Annotated in this window: 15 protein-coding genes; 7 read left to right on the top strand and 8 right to left on the bottom strand. The window is 50.8% G+C overall.

Features of this window, described 5'->3' with window-relative positions; genetic code table 11:
- Positions 1–238 precede the first annotated feature (238 nt).
- Positions 239–445: a DUF1107 domain-containing protein gene (locus J4728_RS10240; protein ID WP_000689229.1), complete on the top strand. Its 207-nt coding sequence runs from the start codon at positions 239–241 to the stop codon at positions 443–445.
- Between the two features lie 84 nt (positions 446–529).
- Here J4728_RS10240 and J4728_RS10235 read toward each other — a convergent pair whose 3' ends face one another.
- Together J4728_RS10235 and msrA are read right to left on the bottom strand one after the other, a co-directional pair.
- A complete protein-coding gene (locus J4728_RS10235; protein ID WP_000934974.1) occupies positions 530–1,873 on the bottom strand; it encodes a hemolysin family protein in 1,344 nt (447 codons plus the stop codon).
- Positions 1,874–2,055: 182 nt separating this feature from the next.
- Positions 2,056–2,694, bottom strand: coding sequence for a peptide-methionine (S)-S-oxide reductase MsrA (gene msrA / locus J4728_RS10230; protein WP_000051472.1), 639 nt, complete (start codon positions 2,692–2,694; stop codon positions 2,056–2,058).
- Positions 2,695–2,906: 212 nt separating this feature from the next.
- Here msrA and tamA point away from each other — a divergent pair, with 212 nt between their 5' ends.
- From tamA to J4728_RS10215, 3 genes are read left to right on the top strand one after another with little or no spacing between them, the layout of a single operon-like run.
- Positions 2,907–4,640: an autotransporter assembly complex protein TamA gene (tamA, locus tag J4728_RS10225; RefSeq protein ID WP_001120235.1), complete on the top strand. Its 1,734-nt coding sequence runs from the start codon at positions 2,907–2,909 to the stop codon at positions 4,638–4,640.
- Positions 4,637–8,416, top strand: a complete 3,780-nt coding sequence (gene tamB / locus J4728_RS10220) for an autotransporter assembly complex protein TamB (RefSeq protein ID WP_208211707.1) — start codon at positions 4,637–4,639, stop codon at positions 8,414–8,416. The genes tamA and tamB overlap by 4 nt, the downstream gene beginning before the upstream one ends.
- Before the next feature lie 2 nt (positions 8,417–8,418).
- Complete coding sequence (locus tag J4728_RS10215; RefSeq protein ID WP_001219167.1) at positions 8,419–8,763, top strand: gamma-glutamylcyclotransferase; 345 nt, start codon at positions 8,419–8,421, stop codon at positions 8,761–8,763.
- A 54-nt stretch (positions 8,764–8,817) separates the two neighbouring features.
- Here J4728_RS10215 and J4728_RS10210 read toward each other — a convergent pair whose 3' ends face one another.
- The 4 genes from J4728_RS10210 to fbp all read right to left on the bottom strand — a co-directional run bounded on the left by J4728_RS10210 (position 8,818) and on the right by fbp (position 13,357).
- Positions 8,818–10,032, bottom strand: a complete 1,215-nt coding sequence (locus J4728_RS10210; protein WP_208211705.1) for an MFS transporter — start codon at positions 10,030–10,032, stop codon at positions 8,818–8,820.
- Positions 10,029–11,192: a metallo-dependent hydrolase gene (locus J4728_RS10205; RefSeq protein WP_208211703.1), complete on the bottom strand. Its 1,164-nt coding sequence runs from the start codon at positions 11,190–11,192 to the stop codon at positions 10,029–10,031. The genes J4728_RS10210 and J4728_RS10205 overlap by 4 nt, the downstream gene beginning before the upstream one ends.
- A 409-nt stretch (positions 11,193–11,601) precedes the next feature.
- Positions 11,602–12,132 (bottom strand): inorganic diphosphatase, encoded by a 531-nt coding sequence (gene ppa, locus J4728_RS10200; protein WP_000055079.1) that lies wholly within the window; start codon positions 12,130–12,132, stop codon positions 11,602–11,604.
- 226 nt (positions 12,133–12,358) lie between these two features.
- Positions 12,359–13,357: a class 1 fructose-bisphosphatase gene (fbp, locus tag J4728_RS10195; RefSeq protein ID WP_000853764.1), complete on the bottom strand. Its 999-nt coding sequence runs from the start codon at positions 13,355–13,357 to the stop codon at positions 12,359–12,361.
- 174 nt (positions 13,358–13,531) lie between these two features.
- Between fbp and mpl the strand changes: the two genes are divergently transcribed.
- The gene (mpl, locus tag J4728_RS10190; RefSeq protein ID WP_208211701.1) at positions 13,532–14,911 is read left to right on the top strand and encodes a UDP-N-acetylmuramate:L-alanyl-gamma-D-glutamyl-meso-diaminopimelate ligase; all 1,380 of its coding nucleotides are present in this window, start codon (positions 13,532–13,534) and stop codon (positions 14,909–14,911) included.
- 491 nt (positions 14,912–15,402) lie between these two features.
- Entirely contained in the window at positions 15,403–16,236 is an 834-nt protein-coding gene (gene iolR, locus J4728_RS10185; RefSeq protein ID WP_000033840.1) for a myo-inositol utilization transcriptional regulator IolR, read from the top strand.
- A gap of 50 nt (positions 16,237–16,286) precedes the next feature.
- On the opposite strand, the gene iolT1 is transcribed toward iolR, so the two are convergent.
- Positions 16,287–17,720, bottom strand: a complete 1,434-nt coding sequence (gene iolT1 / locus J4728_RS10180) for a myo-inositol import MFS transporter IolT1 (RefSeq protein ID WP_000107709.1) — start codon at positions 17,718–17,720, stop codon at positions 16,287–16,289.
- 458 nt (positions 17,721–18,178) lie between these two features.
- Between iolT1 and iolT2 the strand changes: the two genes are divergently transcribed.
- A complete protein-coding gene (gene iolT2, locus J4728_RS10175; RefSeq protein WP_000083108.1) occupies positions 18,179–19,615 on the top strand; it encodes a myo-inositol import MFS transporter IolT2 in 1,437 nt (478 codons plus the stop codon).
- 339 nt (positions 19,616–19,954) lie between these two features.
- Here iolT2 and iolB read toward each other — a convergent pair whose 3' ends face one another.
- Positions 19,955–20,764 carry a 5-deoxy-glucuronate isomerase gene (iolB, locus tag J4728_RS10170; protein WP_000002010.1) on the bottom strand — a complete coding sequence of 270 codons (810 nt, stop codon included), beginning with the start codon at positions 20,762–20,764 and terminating at the stop codon, positions 19,955–19,957.
- Between the last annotated feature and the right edge of the window lie 4 nt (positions 20,765–20,768).

Raw genomic sequence — 20,768 nt, 5'->3', positions numbered from 1 at the left:
AGGGGATGCCAGTTTGCGGGCGGGCGCACATTTCCTGTGAAAAATGAAGGCATATACTGAGAAAAATGAGCTGATGTTTAGATAATTCTGAATAACTGTAATCAAAAGGTAAATATACTTATGCACACTGGAAACGACGTAGATATGGTCTATAGTCATATGGCATTAAAATTTGCGCCTTAAAACTGTTGGGCCGATTGTGGCACCGCAAGGGCGTAATACTTTGCAGGAGACAACAATGAAAATTTTCCAACGCTACAACCCGCTACAGGTGGCGAAGTACGTGAAGATCCTGTTCCGTGGACGGTTATATATCAAGGATGTTGGCGCTTTTGAGTTCGATAAGGGTAAGATTCTTATCCCAAAAGTGAGAGACAAGCAGCACTTGTCTGTGATGTCTGAAGTTAACCGTCAGGTTATGCGTCTGCAAACTGAGATGGCGTAACCAAAAGTGCTATGCAGTAGGTTAAAAAAGTAAAAAAAAACGGCTCCTGAATCAGGAGCCGTTGATGTTTCTGGCAAACGGATTTCAGGCCGCGCTGTCTTCTTTACCTTGCGCATCGGGCAGTTTCGGCGCCGGTACGTTGCTTTTATTGTCGAGACGCGTCACCAGCAACTGATCGATACGGTAGTTGTCGATATCCACCACTTCAAATTTGTAGCCGGAAAACTTCACCGAATCAGTACGTTTTGGGATCTTGCGCAGCATAAACATCATAAAGCCGCCAATGGTTTCATAGTTGCCGGATTGCGGAAACTCATCGATATCCAGCACGCGCATGACGTCGTCAATCGGCGTGCCGCCGTCAACCAGCCAGGAATTTTCATCGCGCGCCACAATTTGCTCTTCCAGTCCCTGGCCGACCAGGTCACCCATTAGCGTGGTCATCACATCGTTCAGCGTAATGATACCGACGACCAGTGCGTATTCATTCATAATGACCGCGAAATCTTCGCCCGCCGTTTTGAAACTTTCCAGCGCCTCAGAAAGGGTCAGCGTATCCGGCACAATCAAGGTATTGCGAATTTGCACGCCGCTATTCAGCGCCATACTTTGGTTCGCCAGCACGCGATTCAGCAGATCTTTGGAGTCTACATAGCCGATGATGTGGTCGATATCTTCATTACACACCAAAAATTTTGAGTGCGGATGTTCGGCGACCTTTTTCTTCAGGCTTTGTTCGTCTTCGTGCAGATCAAACCAGATGATACTTTCGCGCGACGTCATAGAAGACGGTACGGTGCGGGATTCAAGTTCAAACACATTTTCAATCAGTTCGTGCTCTTGCTTGCGCAAGACGCCCGCCAGCGCGCCGGCTTCCACCACTGCGTAAATATCATCAGAAGTAATGTCGTCTTTCCGCACCATTGGAATTTTGAACAGGCGGAAGATGTTGTTTGCCATGCCGTTAAACAGCCACACCAGCGGGCGAAAAACGAACAGGCAGAAGCGCATCGGGTTGATGATACGCAAAGCCACAGCTTCTGGCGCAATCATACCGATGCGTTTCGGGGTTAAATCCGCGAACAGGATAAACAGCCCCGTCACCAGCGAGAAAGAGAGAATAAAGCTCAGCTGCTCGGAGAGTTCTGGCGACATATAGTGCGAGAAAAGGGCGGAAAAGGCGGGCGAAAATGCCGCATCGCCGACGATACCGCCAAGAATAGCGACGGCGTTCAGGCCAATTTGCACAACGGTGAAAAACATGCCGGGATTTTCCTGCATTTTCAATACGCGTTGTGCGTTGATACTGCCTTCATCAGCTAATAGCTTAAGTTTAATCTTACGTGATGCGGCAAGCGAGATCTCGGAGATGGAGAAGAACGCACTTACAGCGATCAGGCAGAATATAATGAATATACTGTTTAACATATCTTATCCGGCGAAACGCCAGATCCTCGGAAGGGAAGTTTATAAATCCGTGTGGTAACGTTTAATGAAAACCGGCTCGTAGCAGTGAGCCGATAAGTTCAGGGCTAGTATAGCGTAAGCTACTGTAAAGTCGCCAGAGGGTTCATTTTCAACTCCGACAAGTTCCCCCTACGCCTGCGTCGTCACGCGTCAGGCGGCAGGCAAACGCCGATCCCGCCAATCCCGCAGTAACCGTATGGATTTTTGTGCAGATACTGTTGGTGTTCATCCTCGGCGTAGTAAAACGGCGTCGCATGGGCGATTTCCGTGGTAATAGGGCGATGGTCTCCGGCGGCGGTCATTGCCGACTGAAAGCGCTCGCGACTGGCGTGAGCGGCGGCATTCTGTTCCGGCGTTAAGGGATAAATCGCAGAACGGTATTGCGTACCGTGATCGTTACCTTGTTGCATCCCCTGCGTCGGATCGTGATTTTCCCAGAAGGTCTGTAAAAGCTGCTCATAACTGATAACGGCAGGATCGTACACTATCCGTACCGCTTCGGCATGACCGGTCTGCCCGGAGCAGACTTCCCGGTAGGTTGGATTAGGCGTGTAACCGCCTGCATACCCTGCCGCGGTGCTATATACGCCGGGCAATTGCCAGAATAAACGTTCTACGCCCCAGAAACAGCCCATCGCGAAGTAGGCGATCTCCATCCCGGCAGGGACATTGGTCATAGAGTGTTCATTTACCGCATGCAGAGTGGCGATCGGCATCGGGGTGTTGCGTCCTGGTAACGCATCTGCTTGAGTAACCAGATGTTTTTTATCAAATAAACTCATGAGCTATTCTCCCGAAAGCGTTAATTGGCGTTAAGGTTGTAACGAGACGCATCTTTGCACACAATAACAACATTAATGTATCTGGATTTAACCATAAGAAATATTTGGGCAGTCGTCTGCTTTTCAATCGAAATTGTTGATTTTATGTTAAGCCGCGGAGCGGTAGTGTGATTTTTTCCAGGGGTGGGAATAGGGGATATTCAGGAGAAAATGTGCCACATATCCGTCAGTTATGTTGGGTTAGCTTACTGTGCCTGAGCAGTTCTGCGGTAGCCGCAAATGTTCGTCTGAAAGTCGAAGGGCTATCCGGAGAGCTGGAAAAAAACGTTCGCGCACAGCTCTCTACGATTCAGAGCGATGAGGTGACGCCGGATCGGCGCTTTCGCGCCCGAGTTGATGATGCGATTCGCGAAGGGCTTAAAGCGCTAGGCTATTACGAACCCACTATCAAATTCGACTTGCTTCCACCGCCTGCGAAAGGACGGCAGGTATTAATCGCCAGGGTTACGCCCGGCCAGCCGGTGTTGATTGGCGGTACAGAAGTCATTTTACGCGGCGGCGCGCGCACGGACAAAGATTATCTGGCCTTACTGAAAACGCGTCCGGCAATCGGCACGGTGCTGAACCAGGGAGACTATGACAATTTTAAAAAGTCGTTAACCAGCGTGTCGCTACGTAAAGGCTATTTCGACAGCGAATTCGTTAAAAGTCAGTTGGGAATTGCTCTGGGCCGTCATCAGGCGTTTTGGGATATTGATTATGATAGCGGTGAGCGCTATCGCTTCGGACCTGTCACCTTCGAAGGTTCGCAGATTCGTGATGAATATTTACAAAATCTGTTGCCGTTTAAAGAGGGTGATGAGTACGAATCGAAAGATTTGGCGGAACTAAACCGCCGACTTTCCGCTACCGGATGGTTTAATTCTGTCGTGGTGGCGCCGGAATTTGAGAAATCGCGTAAAACAAAAATTCTGCCGTTAAAAGGCGTGGTATCGCCGCGAACCGAAAACACGATTGAAACCGGGGTGGGGTACTCCACCGACGTCGGGCCGCGCGTGAAAGCGTCGTGGAAAAAACCGTGGATGAACTCTTACGGTCATAGCCTGACCACCAGCACCAGTATTTCTGCGCCGGAACAGGTGCTGGATTTTAGTTATAAAATGCCGCTGCTGAAAAACCCGCTGGAGCAATACTATCTGGTCCAGGGCGGTTTTAAACGTACCGATTTGAATGATACGGAGCAGGACTCGACCACGCTTGCCGTTTCGCGTTACTGGGACCTTTCCAGCGGTTGGCAGCGGGCGATTAACCTGCGCTGGAGTTTCGACCACTTTACCCAGGGGAACGTCACCAATACCACCATGCTGTTCTACCCGGGCGTGATGATCAGCCGAACCCGCTCGCGAGGGGGACTGATGCCAACCTGGGGCGATTCGCAGCGCTATTCAGTAGACTATTCGAATACGGCCTGGGGCTCCGACGTGGATTTCTCCGTGCTGCAGGCGCAAAACGTCTGGATTCGGACTTTGTACGATCGCCACCGTTTTGTGATGCGCGCCAATTTGGGCTGGATAGAAACCGGTGATTTCGACAAAGTTCCGCCGGATTTACGTTTCTTCGCCGGGGGCGACCGCAGTATTCGCGGCTATAAATACAAATCTATTTCGCCTAAAGATAGCGACGGCAATCTTAAAGGCGCCTCAAAACTGGCAACCGGATCGCTGGAGTACCAGTATAACGTCACCGGCAAATGGTGGGGGGCAGTGTTTGTCGATAGCGGCGAGGCGGTGAGTGATATTCGCCGTAGCGATTTCAAAACCGGGACCGGAGTCGGCGTGCGCTGGGCGTCGCCGGTTGGGCCTATCAAACTCGATTTTGCCGTACCGGTCGGCGACAAAGACGAACACGGTTTACAGTTTTATATCGGTCTGGGGCCTGAATTATGAGTTTATGGAAGAAAATAAGCCTCGGCGTGTTGATTTTCATTGTGGTGTTACTGGCGAGCGTTGCGTTTCTGGTCGGGACGACGACGGGGCTGCATCTGGTATTCAGTGCGGCGAACCGCTGGGTGCCGGGGCTGGAGATTGGGCAGGTCACCGGCGGCTGGCGGGACTTATCGTTAAAAAATATCCGCTATGAGCAGCCGGGCGTTGCGGTAAATGCGGGCGAAATTCATCTGGCCGTCGGGCTTGATTGCCTGTGGCGCAGTAGCCTGTGCGTCAATGATCTGGCGCTAAAAGACATTAATGTCGCTATCGACAGCAAAAAAATGCCGCCTTCCGAACCGGCGCAAGAAGAGGAAGAAAGCGGACCGCTGAACCTCTCCACGCCCTGGCCCATCACGCTGTCGCGCGTGGCGTTGAATAACATCAATATCAAGATTGATGACACTACCGTTTCGGTGTTGGATTTTACCTCCGGGCTGGCATGGCAGGAGAAAAACCTGACCCTGAAACCGACGCGGCTTCAGGGATTGCTGATCGCGCTGCCGAAGGTCGCTGACGTGGCGCAGGAAGAGGTGGTTGAACCCAAAATCGAGAAACCTCAACCGGATGAAAAGCCGCTTGGCGAAACGCTAAAAGATCTGTTTGCAAAACCAGTAATGCCGGAGATGACCGATGTTCACCTGCCGCTCAATCTGAATATCGAGTCATTTCGCGGCGAGCAGCTACGCATCACTGGCGATACCGATCTGACGGTGCGCACGATGCTGCTTAAAGTCAGCAGTATCGACGGTAATATGAAGCTGGATACTCTGGATATCGACGCCAACCAGGGCACGGTGAAAGCCTCCGGTACGGCGCAGCTCGCCAATAACTGGCCGGTCGATATTACGCTCAACAGTACGCTGAATATCGATCCGCTAAAGGGTGAAAAGATAAAACTCAAGGTCGGCGGCGCGCTACGCGAACAACTGGAGGTCGGGGTGAACCTTTCCGGGCCGATGGATGTCGCGCTTCGCGCCCAGACGCGGCTGGCGGAGGCCGGTTTACCGCTCAATCTTGAAGTCGTCAGCCAACGCATTGCCTGGCCATTGACGGGTGATACCCAGTTTCAGGCTGACGATCTGAAGCTCAAACTGAGCGGTAAGATGACCGACTATACGTTGTCGATGCGAACCGCCGTGAAAGGACAAGATATTCCGCCGGCGACCATCACGCTGGATGCTAAAGGGAATGAGCGGCAGATTAATCTCGATAAACTCACCGTCGCCGCTCTGGAGGGAAAAACCGAACTGAAAGCGCTGGTGGACTGGCAGCAGGCGATTAGCTGGCGTGGCGAACTGACGCTGAATGGCATCAATACCGCTAAAGAGATCCCGGACTGGCCCGCGAAGCTTAACGGCGTCATGAAAACCAAAGGCAGCCTCTACGGCGGCACCTGGCAGATGGATGTCCCGGAGCTCAAGCTGACCGGCAATGTGAAGCAGAACAGCGTTAACGTCAACGGGACGCTAAAGGGCAACAGCTACATGCAGTGGACGATCCCGGGGCTGCACCTTGCGCTGGGCCCAAACAGCGCCGATATAAAAGGCGAGCTTGGCGTTAAGGAGCTGAATCTTGACGCCGCCATCGATGCGCCAGGGCTGGATAATGCGCTGCCAGGGCTGGGGGGCATGGCAAAAGGAATTGTTAAAGTCCGCGGTACGGTAGAAGCGCCGCAGCTGTTGGCGGATATCACCGCCCGCGGCTTGCGCTGGCAGGAGCTGTCTGTCGCCCAGGCGCGCATCGAGGGCGATATTAAATCCACCGATCAGATAGCGGGCCATCTCAACGTTCGCGTAGAGCGGATTTCGCAGCCCGACGTTAACATCAATCTGGTGGCGCTTGACGCCAAAGGCAGCGAGAAGCAGCATCAGCTACAGCTCCGTGTTCAGGGAGAACCGGTATCCGGTCAACTCTCCCTGACAGGCAGTTTTGATCGCGAGGCGGCGCGCTGGAAAGGGACGTTAAGCGACACCCGTTTCCAGACGCCAGTGGGGCCATGGTCGTTGACCCGCGCGATTGCGCTGGACTACCGTAATAAAGAACAGAAAATCAGTATCGGGCCACATTGTTGGCTGAACCCGAACGCCGAGCTGTGCATCCCGCAAACCATTGATGCGGGCGCCGCAGGACGGGCGGTGGTCAATCTCAACCGCTTTGATCTGGCGATGCTGAAGCCATTTATGCCTGATACCACTCAGGCCAGCGGGATCTTTAGCGGGAAAGCGGATGTGTCGTGGGACACCACCCAGGAGGGATTGCCGCAGGGGAAGGTCACGCTTTCCGGTCGTAATGTGAAGGTCACGCAGACCGTCAATGACGCGCCATTACCGGTCGCGTTTGAGACGCTGAACCTCAGCGCCGATCTGCACAATAATCGCGCCGAGCTGGGATGGCTGATTCGCCTGACGAACAATGGTCAATTCGATGGCCAGGTGCAGGTAACCGATCCTCAGGGGCGGCGCAATCTCGGCGGTAACGTCAACATGCGCAATCTCAATCTGGCGATGGTCAACCCTGTCTTTTCGCGCGGCGAAAAAGCGGCGGGAATGTTAAACGCCAGGCTACGTCTGGGCGGCGATGTGCAAAGCCCGCAGTTGTTTGGTCAGTTGCAGCTTAGCGCGCTGGATATTGACGGTAATTTTATGCCGTTTGAGATGCAGCCGAGCCAGCTCACCATGAACTTTAGCGGGACGCGTTCGACACTCGCCGGTATCGTGCGAACACAACAAGGGCAAATTAACCTGAACGGTAACGCCGACTGGAGTCAGATTGACAACTGGCGCGCGCGGGTGACGGCGAAAGGCAGCCGGGTGCGGATTACCGTTCCGCCGATGGTGCGCCTGGATGTCTCGCCGGATGTGGTCTTTGACGCGACGCCTTCGCTGTTCACGTTGGATGGGCGTGTGGACGTTCCGTGGGCACGAATTGTGGTGCACGACCTGCCGGAGAGCGCGGTCGGCGTCTCCAGCGATGTGGTTATGCTCAACAATGACTTGCAACCAGAAACGCCGCAGACAGCGTCTATTCCCATCAACAGTAATCTGACGGTCCACGTCGGCAACAACGTGCGCATCGACGCCTTCGGGCTTAAAGCGCGTTTGACCGGCGATTTGAAAGTCGCGCAGGATAAGCAGGGGCTGGGGCTGAATGGTCAAATCAATATTCCTGACGGCCGATTCCGCGCCTACGGCCAGGACCTGCTTGTCCGTAAAGGCGAGCTGCTGTTCTCCGGCCCGCCGGATCAGCCGCTGCTCAATATCGAAGCGATCCGTAACCCTGACGCCACCGAAGACGATGTCATTGCGGGTGTGCGCGTCACAGGCACTGCTGATGAACCCAAAGCGGAAATCTTCTCCGATCCGGCGATGCCGCAGGCTGAAGCGCTTTCTTATCTGCTGCGTGGGCAGGGGTTGGACAGCAATCAGAGTGATAGCGCAGCAATGACCTCCATGCTTATTGGCCTGGGGGTTGCGCAAAGTGGTCAGGTTGTGGGTAAAATCGGAGAGACATTCGGTGTAAGTAATCTGGCGCTGGACACGCAAGGGGTGGGCGATTCGTCCCAGGTTGTGGTCAGCGGCTATGTACTGCCGGGTCTACAGGTGAAGTATGGTGTAGGGATATTTGACTCTCTGGCGACGCTCACGTTACGTTATCGCCTGATGCCTAAGCTATATCTGGAAGCAGTGTCTGGCGTAGATCAGGCACTTGATTTGCTCTATCAGTTTGAGTTTTAGCAATGCGAATATTTGTCTATGGCAGTTTACGACAGAAACAAGGCAACAGTCACTGGATGACCAATGCCCAATTGCTTGGCGATTACCGTATCGATAACTACCAGTTGTATAGTCTGGGCCACTATCCAGGCGCAGTTCCGGGAAACGGAGCGGTATACGGTGAAGTTTATCGAATTGATAACGCCACGCTGGCCGAACTTGATGCTTTGCGCACCAGGGGCGGTGAATACGCACGCCAGTTAATCCAGACGCCTTACGGCAGCGCATGGATGTATGTATATCAACGTCCTGTTGATGGGTTAACTCTGATTGAAAGCGGTGACTGGTTAGACAGAAACCAGCCCTGAACTGAACACGCCACCCTCGGGTGGCGTTGTTTTTTTACATTCTGGCTGATGGCGCTAGCGCCGGGCATGGTGAGCTCTTATTCTGCCGTAAATCAATAATGACGCGCCGCCCAGGATAACAATGCATCCGAGAACCATAAATCCCTGCATATAGCTGCCGGTTGTCCGGTAAAAATAGCCGACCATTAGGCCTGCCAGCGTACCGCCGCCGCCGCCGCCGGCGCCGATGCCATTAATAATACCGGAGGCTGGGCCAATCGCATGGGGTTTAACGTTCGACTGGATAATCGACCAGATATTGGGGGTAAAGCTGGCGGCATAATAGCCCATCGCCAGGGTAATGAGCGTGATTTTAAAGCCTGGCGCATCGACAAATGGCAGGAGAAATAACATCACGCCGGGGATTAGTAGGCCCAGTGAAGCAATAAGTACACGTTTTTGTGTCTTATCACTGATCCATGAGATAGGGATTGCCAGTATAACCGCAGTCAGATAAGGCAGAGAACTGACCAATGCTTTACTGAATCCGGTATAGCCGAGAGAATTGACAACCATGGGGATCCATAACGTAATTCCCCAGAACAACATCCCTTGAGTAATGTAGGTAAAAATAAGAAGTAGGAAGGGGGTTCCGCCCAGCGATTCCAGGGTAAGTTTAGTTTTCTCTGTTGGCGCCGGCGCACGATAATAAGGCGCTTCTTCCTGTTTTTTTAGCATTGTTATATAAAGTGGAACTACAACAACAATGCCGATCACACCAGTGATAATAAAAACATTTCGCCAACCGAAGGCAGCATCCAGCGGGGACAAAATCATAAATCCCAGGCCTAATGCCAGGAACTGTCCATAATACTGGATAATACTGTTCGCCTGCGTCCGTTCTTTGTCTGAAAACCAGTCGCTGGCGAAGCGGGACTGCTGCGGCCAATAAATGCCTTCGGTAATGCCAAGCACCAGCCGACAAATCAAAATAACGTACACTGACGAGGTAAATCCGACAAAAACGGTCGCAATCGACCAGATTAGCACCATCAGAATGACTATTTTTTTCGGATCGTATCGCTGGGTAAATACGCCGCCAAAAATATTTGAAAAGGCATAGCCAATAAGAAATATGGTTAATACAATGCTGGCCGTTGCGCCATCAATATTCAGGTCGTGTGTAATCGTAGGTAACGTAACGGAAAGATTAGAACGGTCAAGATAAGCAACAAAAAGGCCGAACATTAATGTCGCGCCGATCCGTAGCCATTTTTGCATTGAGGTCATTTTTCAACTCCGTTTGGCCGCGCGCCAAAATCAATTTGACGAAATAATATCTCACCGGATTTTATGGTCATTTGTGGTACCAGCACATGCGTCCCCGTGAGCGTTTCACCATGAATATCGGCAAATTCAACATGCCTGTTTTTTAATTTAAAGATGGCGATATCGGCAAATGCCCCAGGGGCCAGCGTACCAATTTCTGCTGCCATGCCCAATAAAACTGCTGGGGTATGGGTACAGGCGTTAATGACATCGGTAAGCGCGACGCCGAGTGCTAAATATTTCGATAAAATCCATGGTAAGGCATAAACAGGCCAGGCGAGTTTAGTGATGGTTGAGAGATCGCTACTGATGATATCCGGAAGAAAGCCATTGGCGATGGCCCGGCGTGCCGTGTTCATTGAAAAATGGCTGCGACCATTGGCGGCATCAAATATAACGCCTCTTTCCCTTGCCTGACGGACTTCGGCTAAGACAGCGCCTTCATCAGTAAGAATGGTGCTACCTTTGCCGTGAAACGCATGAGCGATAATATCGCCGTGGCGTAGCAAGGAGACAAGTTCTTTCATGGGAACGACGGGATGAGTCGAGTGTATTGCCACGGGACACTTTAAATCGTTGGCAATACGAAGGGATTCAGTCAGCGGTTTTAAGCCATATTCAGCAATGTCCTCAGTCTGAACCTTGAGTTTTAATCCCTGAAGAACGTTGCGATACTGACGAAACAGCGCGTGGATCTTATTTTCATCAATATTGTCAGGATCATAATTTTCTTGTGACCAGGTTTGGCCCGGCGGCGACACGGTCAGAAACGCTTTGATTCGAACTTTGCTGGCGCAAATCACCGTTCGGTAGAAGGCATCAAAGTTTGCCGTACCGGCAGAACCTGCATCTACGACGGTGGTGACGCCATTCGGCGGCATGTACATATCAGGCCTGACGCCGCCTTCCGTCGCGTCATAAAAAACATGCGCGTGATAATCGATAAGACCGGGAGTGACGATCATGCCGTCGGCATGGATAATCCGGGTCTCCGAAGTTACAGGATATTTATCGGCATCAACGATAATATCGTTAATGATGCGTAAATTGTTAATCTCATTAATATTACGAGCGGGATCGATGATATGTCCACCGGTAATTAATATATCATTTTTCATCATAATCTCTTAAAGTAGTAAATAATTATGGCAGCCCTTAAAAATATATTAAAAAGTGTGTTTTGAGCGGATGTTATGTTGGATTAAAAATACGGTTATTGGTAGGGAGAGCTTAGGATGCCTTATTAAAAAGGTAATCGGGCTTATGCACTAAATAAGAATTTAGCGCTTGCTAATATTTAGGGCGTAAGTCCAGAGGAGTCTGCGGGCATTCACAAAACAATTATTATCTTAAGCTTTTTAGAGAAACCGTGAGCGTATTCAACCCTTTTTAATAAAAAATAAGGTAGAGTCTTATTCATTCCGTGAATGTTAAACTAATAATGATAAAAATTGTGTTCTATTCATTAGCCAATAAAAAGGCCCTCATTACTATGAGAGCCTTTATCTTGACGATTATGTAAAAGCGAACTTATTTCTTCGCTGCGCGCTCGAAGGAGGCAACGATTTCCGCTTTAGCCGCTTCGGCGTTGTCCCAACCGTCAACTTTCACCCATTTGCCTTTTTCGAGATCTTTATAATGCTCGAAGAAATGAGTGATCTGCGCTTTCAGCAGTTCCGGCAGATCGTTCACATCTTTAATGTGATCATACTCTTTGCTCAGTTTGGTGTGCGGTACGGCAACCAGTTTCGCATCTTCACCGGATTCGTCGGTCATTTTCAGTACGCCAACCGGACGGCAACGGATGACGGCGCCTGGCTGCAGCGGGTACGGCGTCGGGACCAGAACGTCTACCGGGTCGCCGTCCAGAGACAGGGTATGGTTGATGTAACCGTAGTTGCACGGATAGAACATCGCGGTGGACATGAAGCGGTCAACGAACAGCGCGCCGCTCTCTTTGTCAACTTCGTATTTGATCGGATCTGCGTTAGCCGGGATCTCGATAACGACGTAGATATCTTCCGGCAGTTCTTTACCCGCCGGGACGTTGAGTAAGCTCATGTCTGTTTCCTTTGAATTTATGACAAACAAGTGGCGAGTATTATAGCCAACTCACGCCGAAAGTCTTCGCTTGTTTTCGTTTCCGCCTCATCTGGCGCGTCGTTGCGGAGCATAAACGACAAAGGTTAAGAACCGGAAAAATCACGGGCCTGATAAGGCAACGCCGCCATCGGACATGTTATTGCCCAATGGCGGCTTCATGCGTTAGTCCGCATGGTGGTAAAGATTACGCGTCCGGGTATTCGCGGATAAAGCGTTCCACATCGTCAACCATATGGCGGTTGCCAACGAAGAACGAGCGGCGCTGGTGCAGGCTTTCCGGAATGATATCCAGAATACGTTCTTTACCATCGCTTGCTTTGCCGCCGGCCTGTTCCGCGAGGAACGCCATCGGGTTGCATTCATACAGCAGACGCAGTTTTCCCTGCGGATGGCTGGCGGTGCTGGGGTAGAGATAGATGCCGCCTTTCAGCAGGTTGCGATGGAAATCGGCCACCAGAGAGCCAATGTAACGTGAGGTATAAGGGCGACTTGTTGAACTATCCTCTTCCTGGCAGAATTTGATGTACTTCTTCACGCCATTCGGGAATTTAATGTAGTTGCCTTCGTTAATGGAGTAGGTTTTACCCTTTTCCGGGAAACGCATACGTTCCTGGCACAGACAGAACACGCCCAACGACGGATCGTAGGTGAAAGCGTGTACGCCGCAGCCGGTGGTGTAAACCAGCATGGTGGACGAGCCATACACGACATATCCCGCAGCGACCTGTTTGTTGCCGGGTTGCAGGAAATCTTCTTCGGTGACCGGCGTGCCGACGGGCGTCACGCGGCGATAAATCGAGAAAATCGTACCGACAGAGACGTTAACGTCGATGTTAGAAGAGCCATCCAGAGGGTCCATCAGCACCACATATTTCGCGTGTTCGCAGCCTTCAAAGACGACAATTTCGTCCTCTTCTTCCGATGCGATGCCCGCTACAATATCGCGCGCTTTTAGTGCAGCTTTCAGTTTCTCGTTCGCGAACAGATCGAGTTTCTGCTGAACCTCGCCCTGTACGTTCTCAGCACCGCTGGCACCCAGGATATCGACCAGACCGGCCTTGTTGATATCGCGGTGGATGATCTTGGCGCCCAATTTTATTGCCGACAGCAAAGCAGTGAGCTCACCGGTAGCCTGAGAGAACTCGTGCTGCTTTTCGACAATAAATTCACCTAACGTTTTCATAACACTTTCCCTGCAATTGATTGGAGTAAAGCGACCGTAACAATCTTAACAAACATTTCAGATGATGCGCTCAGGTGAATCGCGCCAGCAAAGTACAGATTTACCTGAAATGCGTTTCTCACTTGCCAGACATGTGCGTAAAATGGCTCGCAGATAAAAAAAGGATAGTGACGTATGCGCATTCATATTTTGGGAATTTGTGGCACTTTCATGGGGGGGCTGGCGATGCTGGCTCGCTCGCTTGGTCATGAAGTAACGGGTTCGGACGCCAATGTGTATCCGCCGATGAGTACCTTACTTGAGAAGCAAGGCATTGATCTGATCCAGGGTTATGACGCCAGCCAGCTCGATCCGCAGCCGGATCTGGTGATTATCGGCAATGCGATGACGCGCGGGAATCCGTGCGTGGAAGCGGTGCTGGAAAAAAACATTCCCTTTATGTCTGGTCCACAGTGGCTGCACGACTTTGTGTTGCGCGACCGCTGGGTACTGGCGGTCGCCGGTACCCACGGCAAAACCACGACCGCAGGCATGGCGACCTGGATACTGGAAGCGTGCGGGTACAAACCGGGCTTCGTGATCGGCGGCGTACCGGGTAACTTTGAGGTTTCCGCGCGCCTGGGCGAGAGCCCGTTCTTTGTTATCGAAGCGGATGAGTACGACTGCGCGTTCTTTGATAAACGTTCTAAATTTGTGCATTACTGCCCGCGTACGCTGATTCTCAACAACCTTGAGTTTGATCATGCCGACATCTTCGACGATCTGAAAGCGATCCAGAAGCAGTTCCACCACCTGGTGCGCATCGTGCCGGGGCAGGGGCGCATCATCTGGCCGGAAAACGACATCAACCTGAAACAGACCATGGCTCTGGGCTGCTGGAGCGAGCAGGAGCTGGTGGGCGAGCAGGGACACTGGCAGGCGAAGAAGCTGACTACGGATGCTTCCGAGTGGGAAGTGTGGCTGGACGGCGAAAAAGTCGGCGATGTGAAATGGGGCCTGGTCGGCGAACATAACATGCATAATGGGCTGATGGCGATTGCCGCCGCGCGCCACGTGGGCGTCGCGCCCGCAGAAGCGGCCAGTGCGCTGGGGTCATTTATTAACGCCCGCCGCCGTCTGGAGCTACGTGGTGAAGCGAACGGCGTGACGGTGTATGACGATTTTGCTCACCATCCGACGGCAATTCTGGCCACGCTGGCGGCGTTGCGCGGTAAAGTGGGCGGCACCGCGCGCATTATCGTAGTGCTGGAGCCGCGTTCTAACACGATGAAGATGGGGTTATGCAAGGATGACCTGGCACCGTCGTTAGGGCGTGCGGATGAAGTGTTCCTGCTGCAGCCGCCGCATATTCCGTGGCAAGTGGCGGAAGTCGCCGAAGCCTGCGTACAGCCTGCTCACTGGAGTGGAGATGTCGATACGCTGGCGGACATGGTGGTGAAAACCGCACAGCCTGGCGATCACATCCTGGTGATGAGCAACGGCGGTTTCGGCGGCATCCATCAGAAATTGCTGGATGGGCTGGCGAAAAAAGCTCAGAACGTAACAGCGTATTAAATGACTATGCGGTCAGCCAGCTTTGTGGCTGGCTGTTTTATATGGGGCATCTTGCCATCGAAAGCGCATTCCGCTCGCCGGGAGACGTTAAAGCAATACTGAAAAAATCATTTGCCGCTCAGTATTGAAAAAGAGTAGACGCATATCCTTAAAGTAATCAGTGTAATACACTAAGAGTGTTCCGCCGGTTGCCGTATGCGGGACGAAAAGAGCCAGTTCGCAATAACAGATGAAGGTTTCGTGATTTATAAACGTCATCTTCTGCCTTTCAACGTTTGCGATGCCGCCTGGCTGCGGGCATCGTCCAGTCATAACAATGCTGATCCTGTCGCATTTATGCGGTCAGATTCAGATTGCTCAGAACCCAGCCCGCCAGCAAATTCTGTACTGAAGGTAACCACAGCGCAATTTGAATGTTGTTAACTGTATGTTCAGTTCATTTGTGCTAATATGGTTATTTACGAAATTTTCGTTCTATTAGAGTATCATGCATGTCTAAACATCAAACTCAACTTTCCTTACTGCAGGATGATATCCGCAGTCGCTATGACAGCCTTAGCAAACGTCTTAAACAAGTTGCTCAGTATATTCTGGATAACAGTAATAGCGTTGCTTTTGACACGGTCGCTTCCATCGCGCAACATGCCGATGTTCCCCCTTCGACACTGATTCGTTTTGCTAATGCGTTTGGTTTTAGCGGATTTAATGAAATGAAACAGGTATTTCGCCAGCACCTGATGGAGGAAACAGTAAGCTATACCGAGCGGGCGCGTCTGTTCAGACAGAAAAATGCGGATGAAGGGGAACCTACCCCGGAAAAGCCGGGTGAAATTCTGAAGCTATTTTCAATGGTGAATGCACAGGTATTACAACAATTACCGGTGCAGATTAAAAATGAGCAGTTGGATGCGGCGGTAAATCTGTTAGCGAAAGCCGACAATATTTATGTGATTGGATTACGTCGTTCGTTTAGCGTGGCCAGTTATTTAACCTACGCATTGCGTCATCTGGAGAGACGGGCATTTTTAATTGACGGTATTGGCGGAATGTTCTCTGAACAGCTAAGTATGGTCAGCCCCGACGATGTCGTTATTGCCATCAGCTACTCGCCTTACGCGCAGGAAGTGGTGGAATTAGTCGAGCTTGGCGCGAAACGCGGTGCGCACCATATTGCGATAACCGATAGCCAGGTCAGCCCGCTGGCAGCGTTCAGTGAAGTCTGTTTTGTGGTACGTGAAGCGCAGGTCGATGGTTTCCGTTCTCAGGTCGCATCCATGTGTCTGGCGCAAACGTTAGCGGTTTCACTGGCGCTGGCGACGGAGTAAAAAAACAAGCCGATGATCGTATTTAGCGATCATCGGCATTGTGGTGAAACTTAATCAGAATAACGTTCGGTTTGAATTGGCTGCAGTTTTTTTCTGCGTTTTGCTAACACTACGCTCTCCATTTTCTCCAGCGAAATGCCTTTTGTTTCCGGCAGGTAACGGCAGATAAAGAAGTAACTGAAGATGCAGCAGATGGCGAATATCCACATTGGAAATGCGCCGTGGAAATGCGAAAGTAAATACGGGTTTTCATTAATCATCGGGAAGAATTGCGAAACTAAAAAGTTTGCCATCCACATAAATCCGACCGAAATACTCATTCCCTGCGACCTCATCCGGTTAGGGAATATTTCAGAAATAAGCACCCATGCGCCCACGCCCCAGGAAAGCGCGTAGAAAATCATAAAGAACAGCATACCAAATAGTGCGAAATAACCGGTTGCCTGGCTGTACAGCGCCCATGAAGTGAGCAACAAGCCGATGATACTGCCGATAGTGCCTTTACGCATCAGCGACAAACGCCCCATCTTATCCATAATCATTGCGCCAATAATGGAACCGATAAGCTGAATCACGCCGATCCAGATTGTCTGGAACAGAGCCTCCTGGGCGCTACCGGTCACATCCTTCAGGACGATTGGCGCGTAATACATCATGACGTTAACCCCTGTTACCTGTTGCAGCATAGCGATCATGCAGCCCAGAATCAGGATGAAACGCACGTTCCCGTCGCGGTAATTGAGTTTTTGATGGGCGTTTAGTTGGTCGTTTTGCAGTGAGGTTTTTATATCGGCAAGAAGATGTCTGGCATGTTCTTCGTTGGATATTTTGGTCAGTATTTTTAGCGTCTCCTCCTCGCGACCAATCATCATCATCCAGCGGGGAGATTCCGGGATTAAAAAGACTAAAATACAGAACAAAATGCAGGGAATAATACCCGCAGCAAACATATAGCGCCAGCCAAGTTCAATGAGCCAGGTATCCGCTGCAATCGATGCTATTTTGTAGTTAACGTAGAAGATCAGAATCTGACCGAAAACGATAGCGAACTGCTGCATACTTAATGCTCTGCCGCGCATGTTTTTCGGTGAGACTTCAGACATATACATCGGTGATACTGTTGCCGCCAGGCCGACTGCCAGTCCACCGATAATGCGATAAATCACAAAATGGGTGAACGTGTAGGAGAGGGAGGTGCCCACTGCGGAAATAGTGAATAACAGCGCTGAAACCATCAATGATTTCTTGCGTCCAAAACGTTTGGATAAATATCCGGCGCTAAACGAACCAATAACGCACCCCACCACAACGCAGGAAACCGCCCAGCCGGTCTCAGCAGGAGATAGATGAAAGTAGCTGGTCAGTGAACCAATCGCACCTGAAATAACAGCAGTATCGTAGCCAAATAATATTCCGCCCAGTGCGGCAATCGCGCAGATGCGTAATATGTAACCCGTATTATAACAACTATCTGATGTGGACATAGGTAGATTATCTCCAGAATAAACTTCATCTATCTGTTTGAATTTAGTGAACAAATAGACAAATTCATCTTATGTCGGTCATTGCCGTAGCGCTGCCGACGATCTTATAGCTATTGAGAACTCTCGTTTCACAACCTATGTTTTAATTTCAAAACGATCAATAATGAAACTTATGTTTTGTTATGGGTATCACATTTCGAATTTCATAATCCTGGCGTTTTTTATCGTTAAGATGCTGCGTTTTGCGCAGTGCTCTCCTGTATCTTGATGAATTTGCTTTATTTTATTGCTTCCGTGACAGTGCCTGAACTCAATTTGTCAGGGGCCGTACTTTTTGTTCTTTCCTGGAATATCTCCATTTCGTGATCTTTTGCATGGAATTTTTCTTCTAATGAATGCGAAAATAAAATGAAAAATTTCATTGGTGTGTTGTTTCCTCAACAGGCAAGGGAGGGATTATGTCTCAGAGAAGTAAGTACAATTCGGCCTATGTGTACGTCCTGTGTTGTATTGCGGCGCTGGCTGGATTGATGTTTGGTTATTCAACGGCGGTGATTACCGGAGTGGTATTGCCTTTACAGCAGTATTACCAACTGACGCCAACCGAGACCGGATGGGCCGTTTCCAGTATCGTGATTGGTTGTATCATCGGCGCGCTGGTCGGTGGAAAAATTGCCGATAAACTGGGGCGTAAACCTGCGCTTCTGATCATTGCGATCATTTTTATCGCTTCTTCCTTAGGGGCGGCGATGAGTGAATCGTTCATGATCTTCTCCCTTTCCCGCATTGTGTGTGGTTTTGCGGTTGGGATGGCCGGAACGGCATCCACCATGTATATGTCTGAACTGGCGCCTGCTGAAATTCGCGGCAAAGCGCTGGGCATTTACAATATCTCCGTGGTATCTGGCCAGGTTATCGTGTTTATAGTCAACTATCTGATAGCAAAAGGAATGCCTGCTGATGTGCTGGTTTCCCAGGGCTGGAAGACTATGCTTTTTGCCCAAGTGGTACCCTCCATTGCGATGTTAGCGATTACGCTTTTCCTACCCGAATCACCGGCATGGTGCGCCCGTAACAACCGCAGCGAAGCTCGTTCGATAAAGGTGCTTACCCGGATCTACAGTGGATTAACGGCCACAGATGTGGCCGCTATTTTTGACAGCATGAAAGAAACCGTACGTCCACAGGACAACGTCGCCGGGGGAGAACGCACCAACCTGAAAAGCTCGCCGGTGCTCCGCTATATTCTGTTGGTTGGATGCTGTATCGCCGTTTTGCAACAGTTCACAGGCGTTAACGTAATGAACTATTATGCGCCGCTGGTGTTGCAGAACAGCAGTACCGAAGTGGTTATGTTCCAGACCATTTTTATCGCGGTATGTAATGTGGTGGGCAGTTTTATCGGCATGATCCTGTTCGACCGCTATGGCCGTATACCGATTATGAAAATTGGTACCATCGGCTCAATTGTCGGCCTGTTGATCGCGTCATACGGTTTGTACACCCATGATACAGGCTACATTACCATCTTTGGCATCCTGTTTTTTATGCTGCTGTTTGCCGTCAGCTGGAGCGTTGGTGCATGGGTACTGATTTCTGAGGTTTTCCCTGAAAAGATAAAAGGTTTTGGGATGGGGCTGGCGGTGAGTCTGATGTGGATAGCCAACTTCCTCATCTCACTGTTGTTCCCGGTCATAAATGATAACGCCTGGCTGCAGGAGACCTTCGGCGGCGCTTTCTCGATGTGGATTTTTGTCGTCTTTAATTTGGTCTGCTATGTCTTTATTTCTCGTTATGTGCCGGAAACAAAAGGGGTGCCGCTAACAGAAATTGAACGGCTGGCCGAGAACAAGCTGCGTGAAATTCAGGGGAAACGTCGCGATGTAATAGCCTGATACCTCTCCAATATTAGCGGAGAATATCCAGAGATATTCTCCGCTGGTTACACAACCTTTACTCCCTCCAGCGAGTGCGCACAGGATATACCCTGTTGAAACCTCCCCAGTGTTTACCACCTCTACGTAACTAATTGATCCATAATAATATCGGCAAATAGGGTAAGTCTTCTTCTGCATCATTATTTTATTGCGTATTCCTGGTGGGGGCCGTGCCGTAAATACGCTATATACAAAACAGGGAATAATTTAAGAGAAGGTGGATAGCGTGTGTGGCGCAGAGTTGAATAAAAAAGCCAGCCGCAGAGGACGGCTGGCAAAGTACCACTCAACGAAGTGTTATCGCGGGTAGTCTGGTGAGTTAATCCACGCGTGGTTCTCTTCCCAGGTGAAACGCCATTTTCGTAGCGGGCCGGCCATCACGTTCAGATAGTAGTTATCGTAACCCGCGATGGTGGCAACCGGGTGGTAGCCCTTAGGTACTTTCACTACATCCCGGTTATAGACCGCCATACATTCATCCAGGCTGCGATCGTCGGTGTAGACGCGCTGTAAGCAGAATCCCTGAGGTGGATTGAAACGGTGATAGTACGTCTCTTCCAGATAGGTCTCCTGACCTTCAACTGCCGTATCGTGCTTGTGCGCGGGCCAGGAGCTGGTATCGCCTTCATTAGTGTACACTTCAACGACTAGCAGGCTGTCGGCGAGCTGGCTATCAGGAAGGATGTTATGCACCAGGCGCTGATTGCGCCCTTTTCCCCGATGCTCTACCCCGACCTCTTGTGGCGAGATCAGACGTACCGGAAGCTCTCCGAATCCCGGCGCGCTGCATACGGCCAGCTCAAGGTCGGTTTCGGCTGTCACTTTCGCCTCCGTATGATGGGGGAGGTAAACCGAATAAGCCGGAATGCGTTCAAACGGACTCATGCGCTGACCAATCCGATAGAAAAAACTGTCGGCGGCCTTAACGCTGGCCAGCCCGGCAACCAGCACCAGACAGCGTTCACGCTCATCGGACGGCAGGGTTATCGACTCTCCAGCCTTCAACTGCCAGACATCAAAACCGACATACTCCCAGCCTGCATTTTGAGGGGAAATGTGTTGGATATTTCCCGACTCAGAGGTACAGGTACTCAGCAAGTTGGCCATAATC

The sequence above is a fragment of the Salmonella sp. 32070601201500089SM genome (genome assembly GCF_017573605.1).
GTDB lineage: Bacteria > Pseudomonadota > Gammaproteobacteria > Enterobacterales > Enterobacteriaceae > Salmonella > Salmonella enterica.
This window is presented reverse-complemented; position numbering and strand designations above follow the sequence as displayed.

Coding starts and splice junctions, on each gene's coding strand:
- J4728_RS10240 (WP_000689229.1), top strand. CDS start 239: ATGAAAATTTTCCAACGCTACAACCCGCTACAGGTGGCGAAGTACGTG.
- J4728_RS10235 (WP_000934974.1), bottom strand. CDS start 1,873: ATGTTAAACAGTATATTCATTATATTCTGCCTGATCGCTGTAAGTGCG.
- msrA (WP_000051472.1), bottom strand. CDS start 2,694: ATGAGTTTATTTGATAAAAAACATCTGGTTACTCAAGCAGATGCGTTA.
- tamB (WP_208211707.1), top strand. CDS start 4,637: ATGAGTTTATGGAAGAAAATAAGCCTCGGCGTGTTGATTTTCATTGTG.
- J4728_RS10215 (WP_001219167.1), top strand. CDS start 8,419: ATGCGAATATTTGTCTATGGCAGTTTACGACAGAAACAAGGCAACAGT.
- J4728_RS10210 (WP_208211705.1), bottom strand. CDS start 10,032: ATGACCTCAATGCAAAAATGGCTACGGATCGGCGCGACATTAATGTTC.
- J4728_RS10205 (WP_208211703.1), bottom strand. CDS start 11,192: ATGATGAAAAATGATATATTAATTACCGGTGGACATATCATCGATCCC.
- ppa (WP_000055079.1), bottom strand. CDS start 12,132: ATGAGCTTACTCAACGTCCCGGCGGGTAAAGAACTGCCGGAAGATATC.
- fbp (WP_000853764.1), bottom strand. CDS start 13,357: ATGAAAACGTTAGGTGAATTTATTGTCGAAAAGCAGCACGAGTTCTCT.
- mpl (WP_208211701.1), top strand. CDS start 13,532: ATGCGCATTCATATTTTGGGAATTTGTGGCACTTTCATGGGGGGGCTG.
- iolR (WP_000033840.1), top strand. CDS start 15,403: ATGTCTAAACATCAAACTCAACTTTCCTTACTGCAGGATGATATCCGC.
- iolT1 (WP_000107709.1), bottom strand. CDS start 17,720: ATGTCCACATCAGATAGTTGTTATAATACGGGTTACATATTACGCATC.
- iolT2 (WP_000083108.1), top strand. CDS start 18,179: ATGTCTCAGAGAAGTAAGTACAATTCGGCCTATGTGTACGTCCTGTGT.
- iolB (WP_000002010.1), bottom strand. CDS start 20,764: ATGGCCAACTTGCTGAGTACCTGTACCTCTGAGTCGGGAAATATCCAA.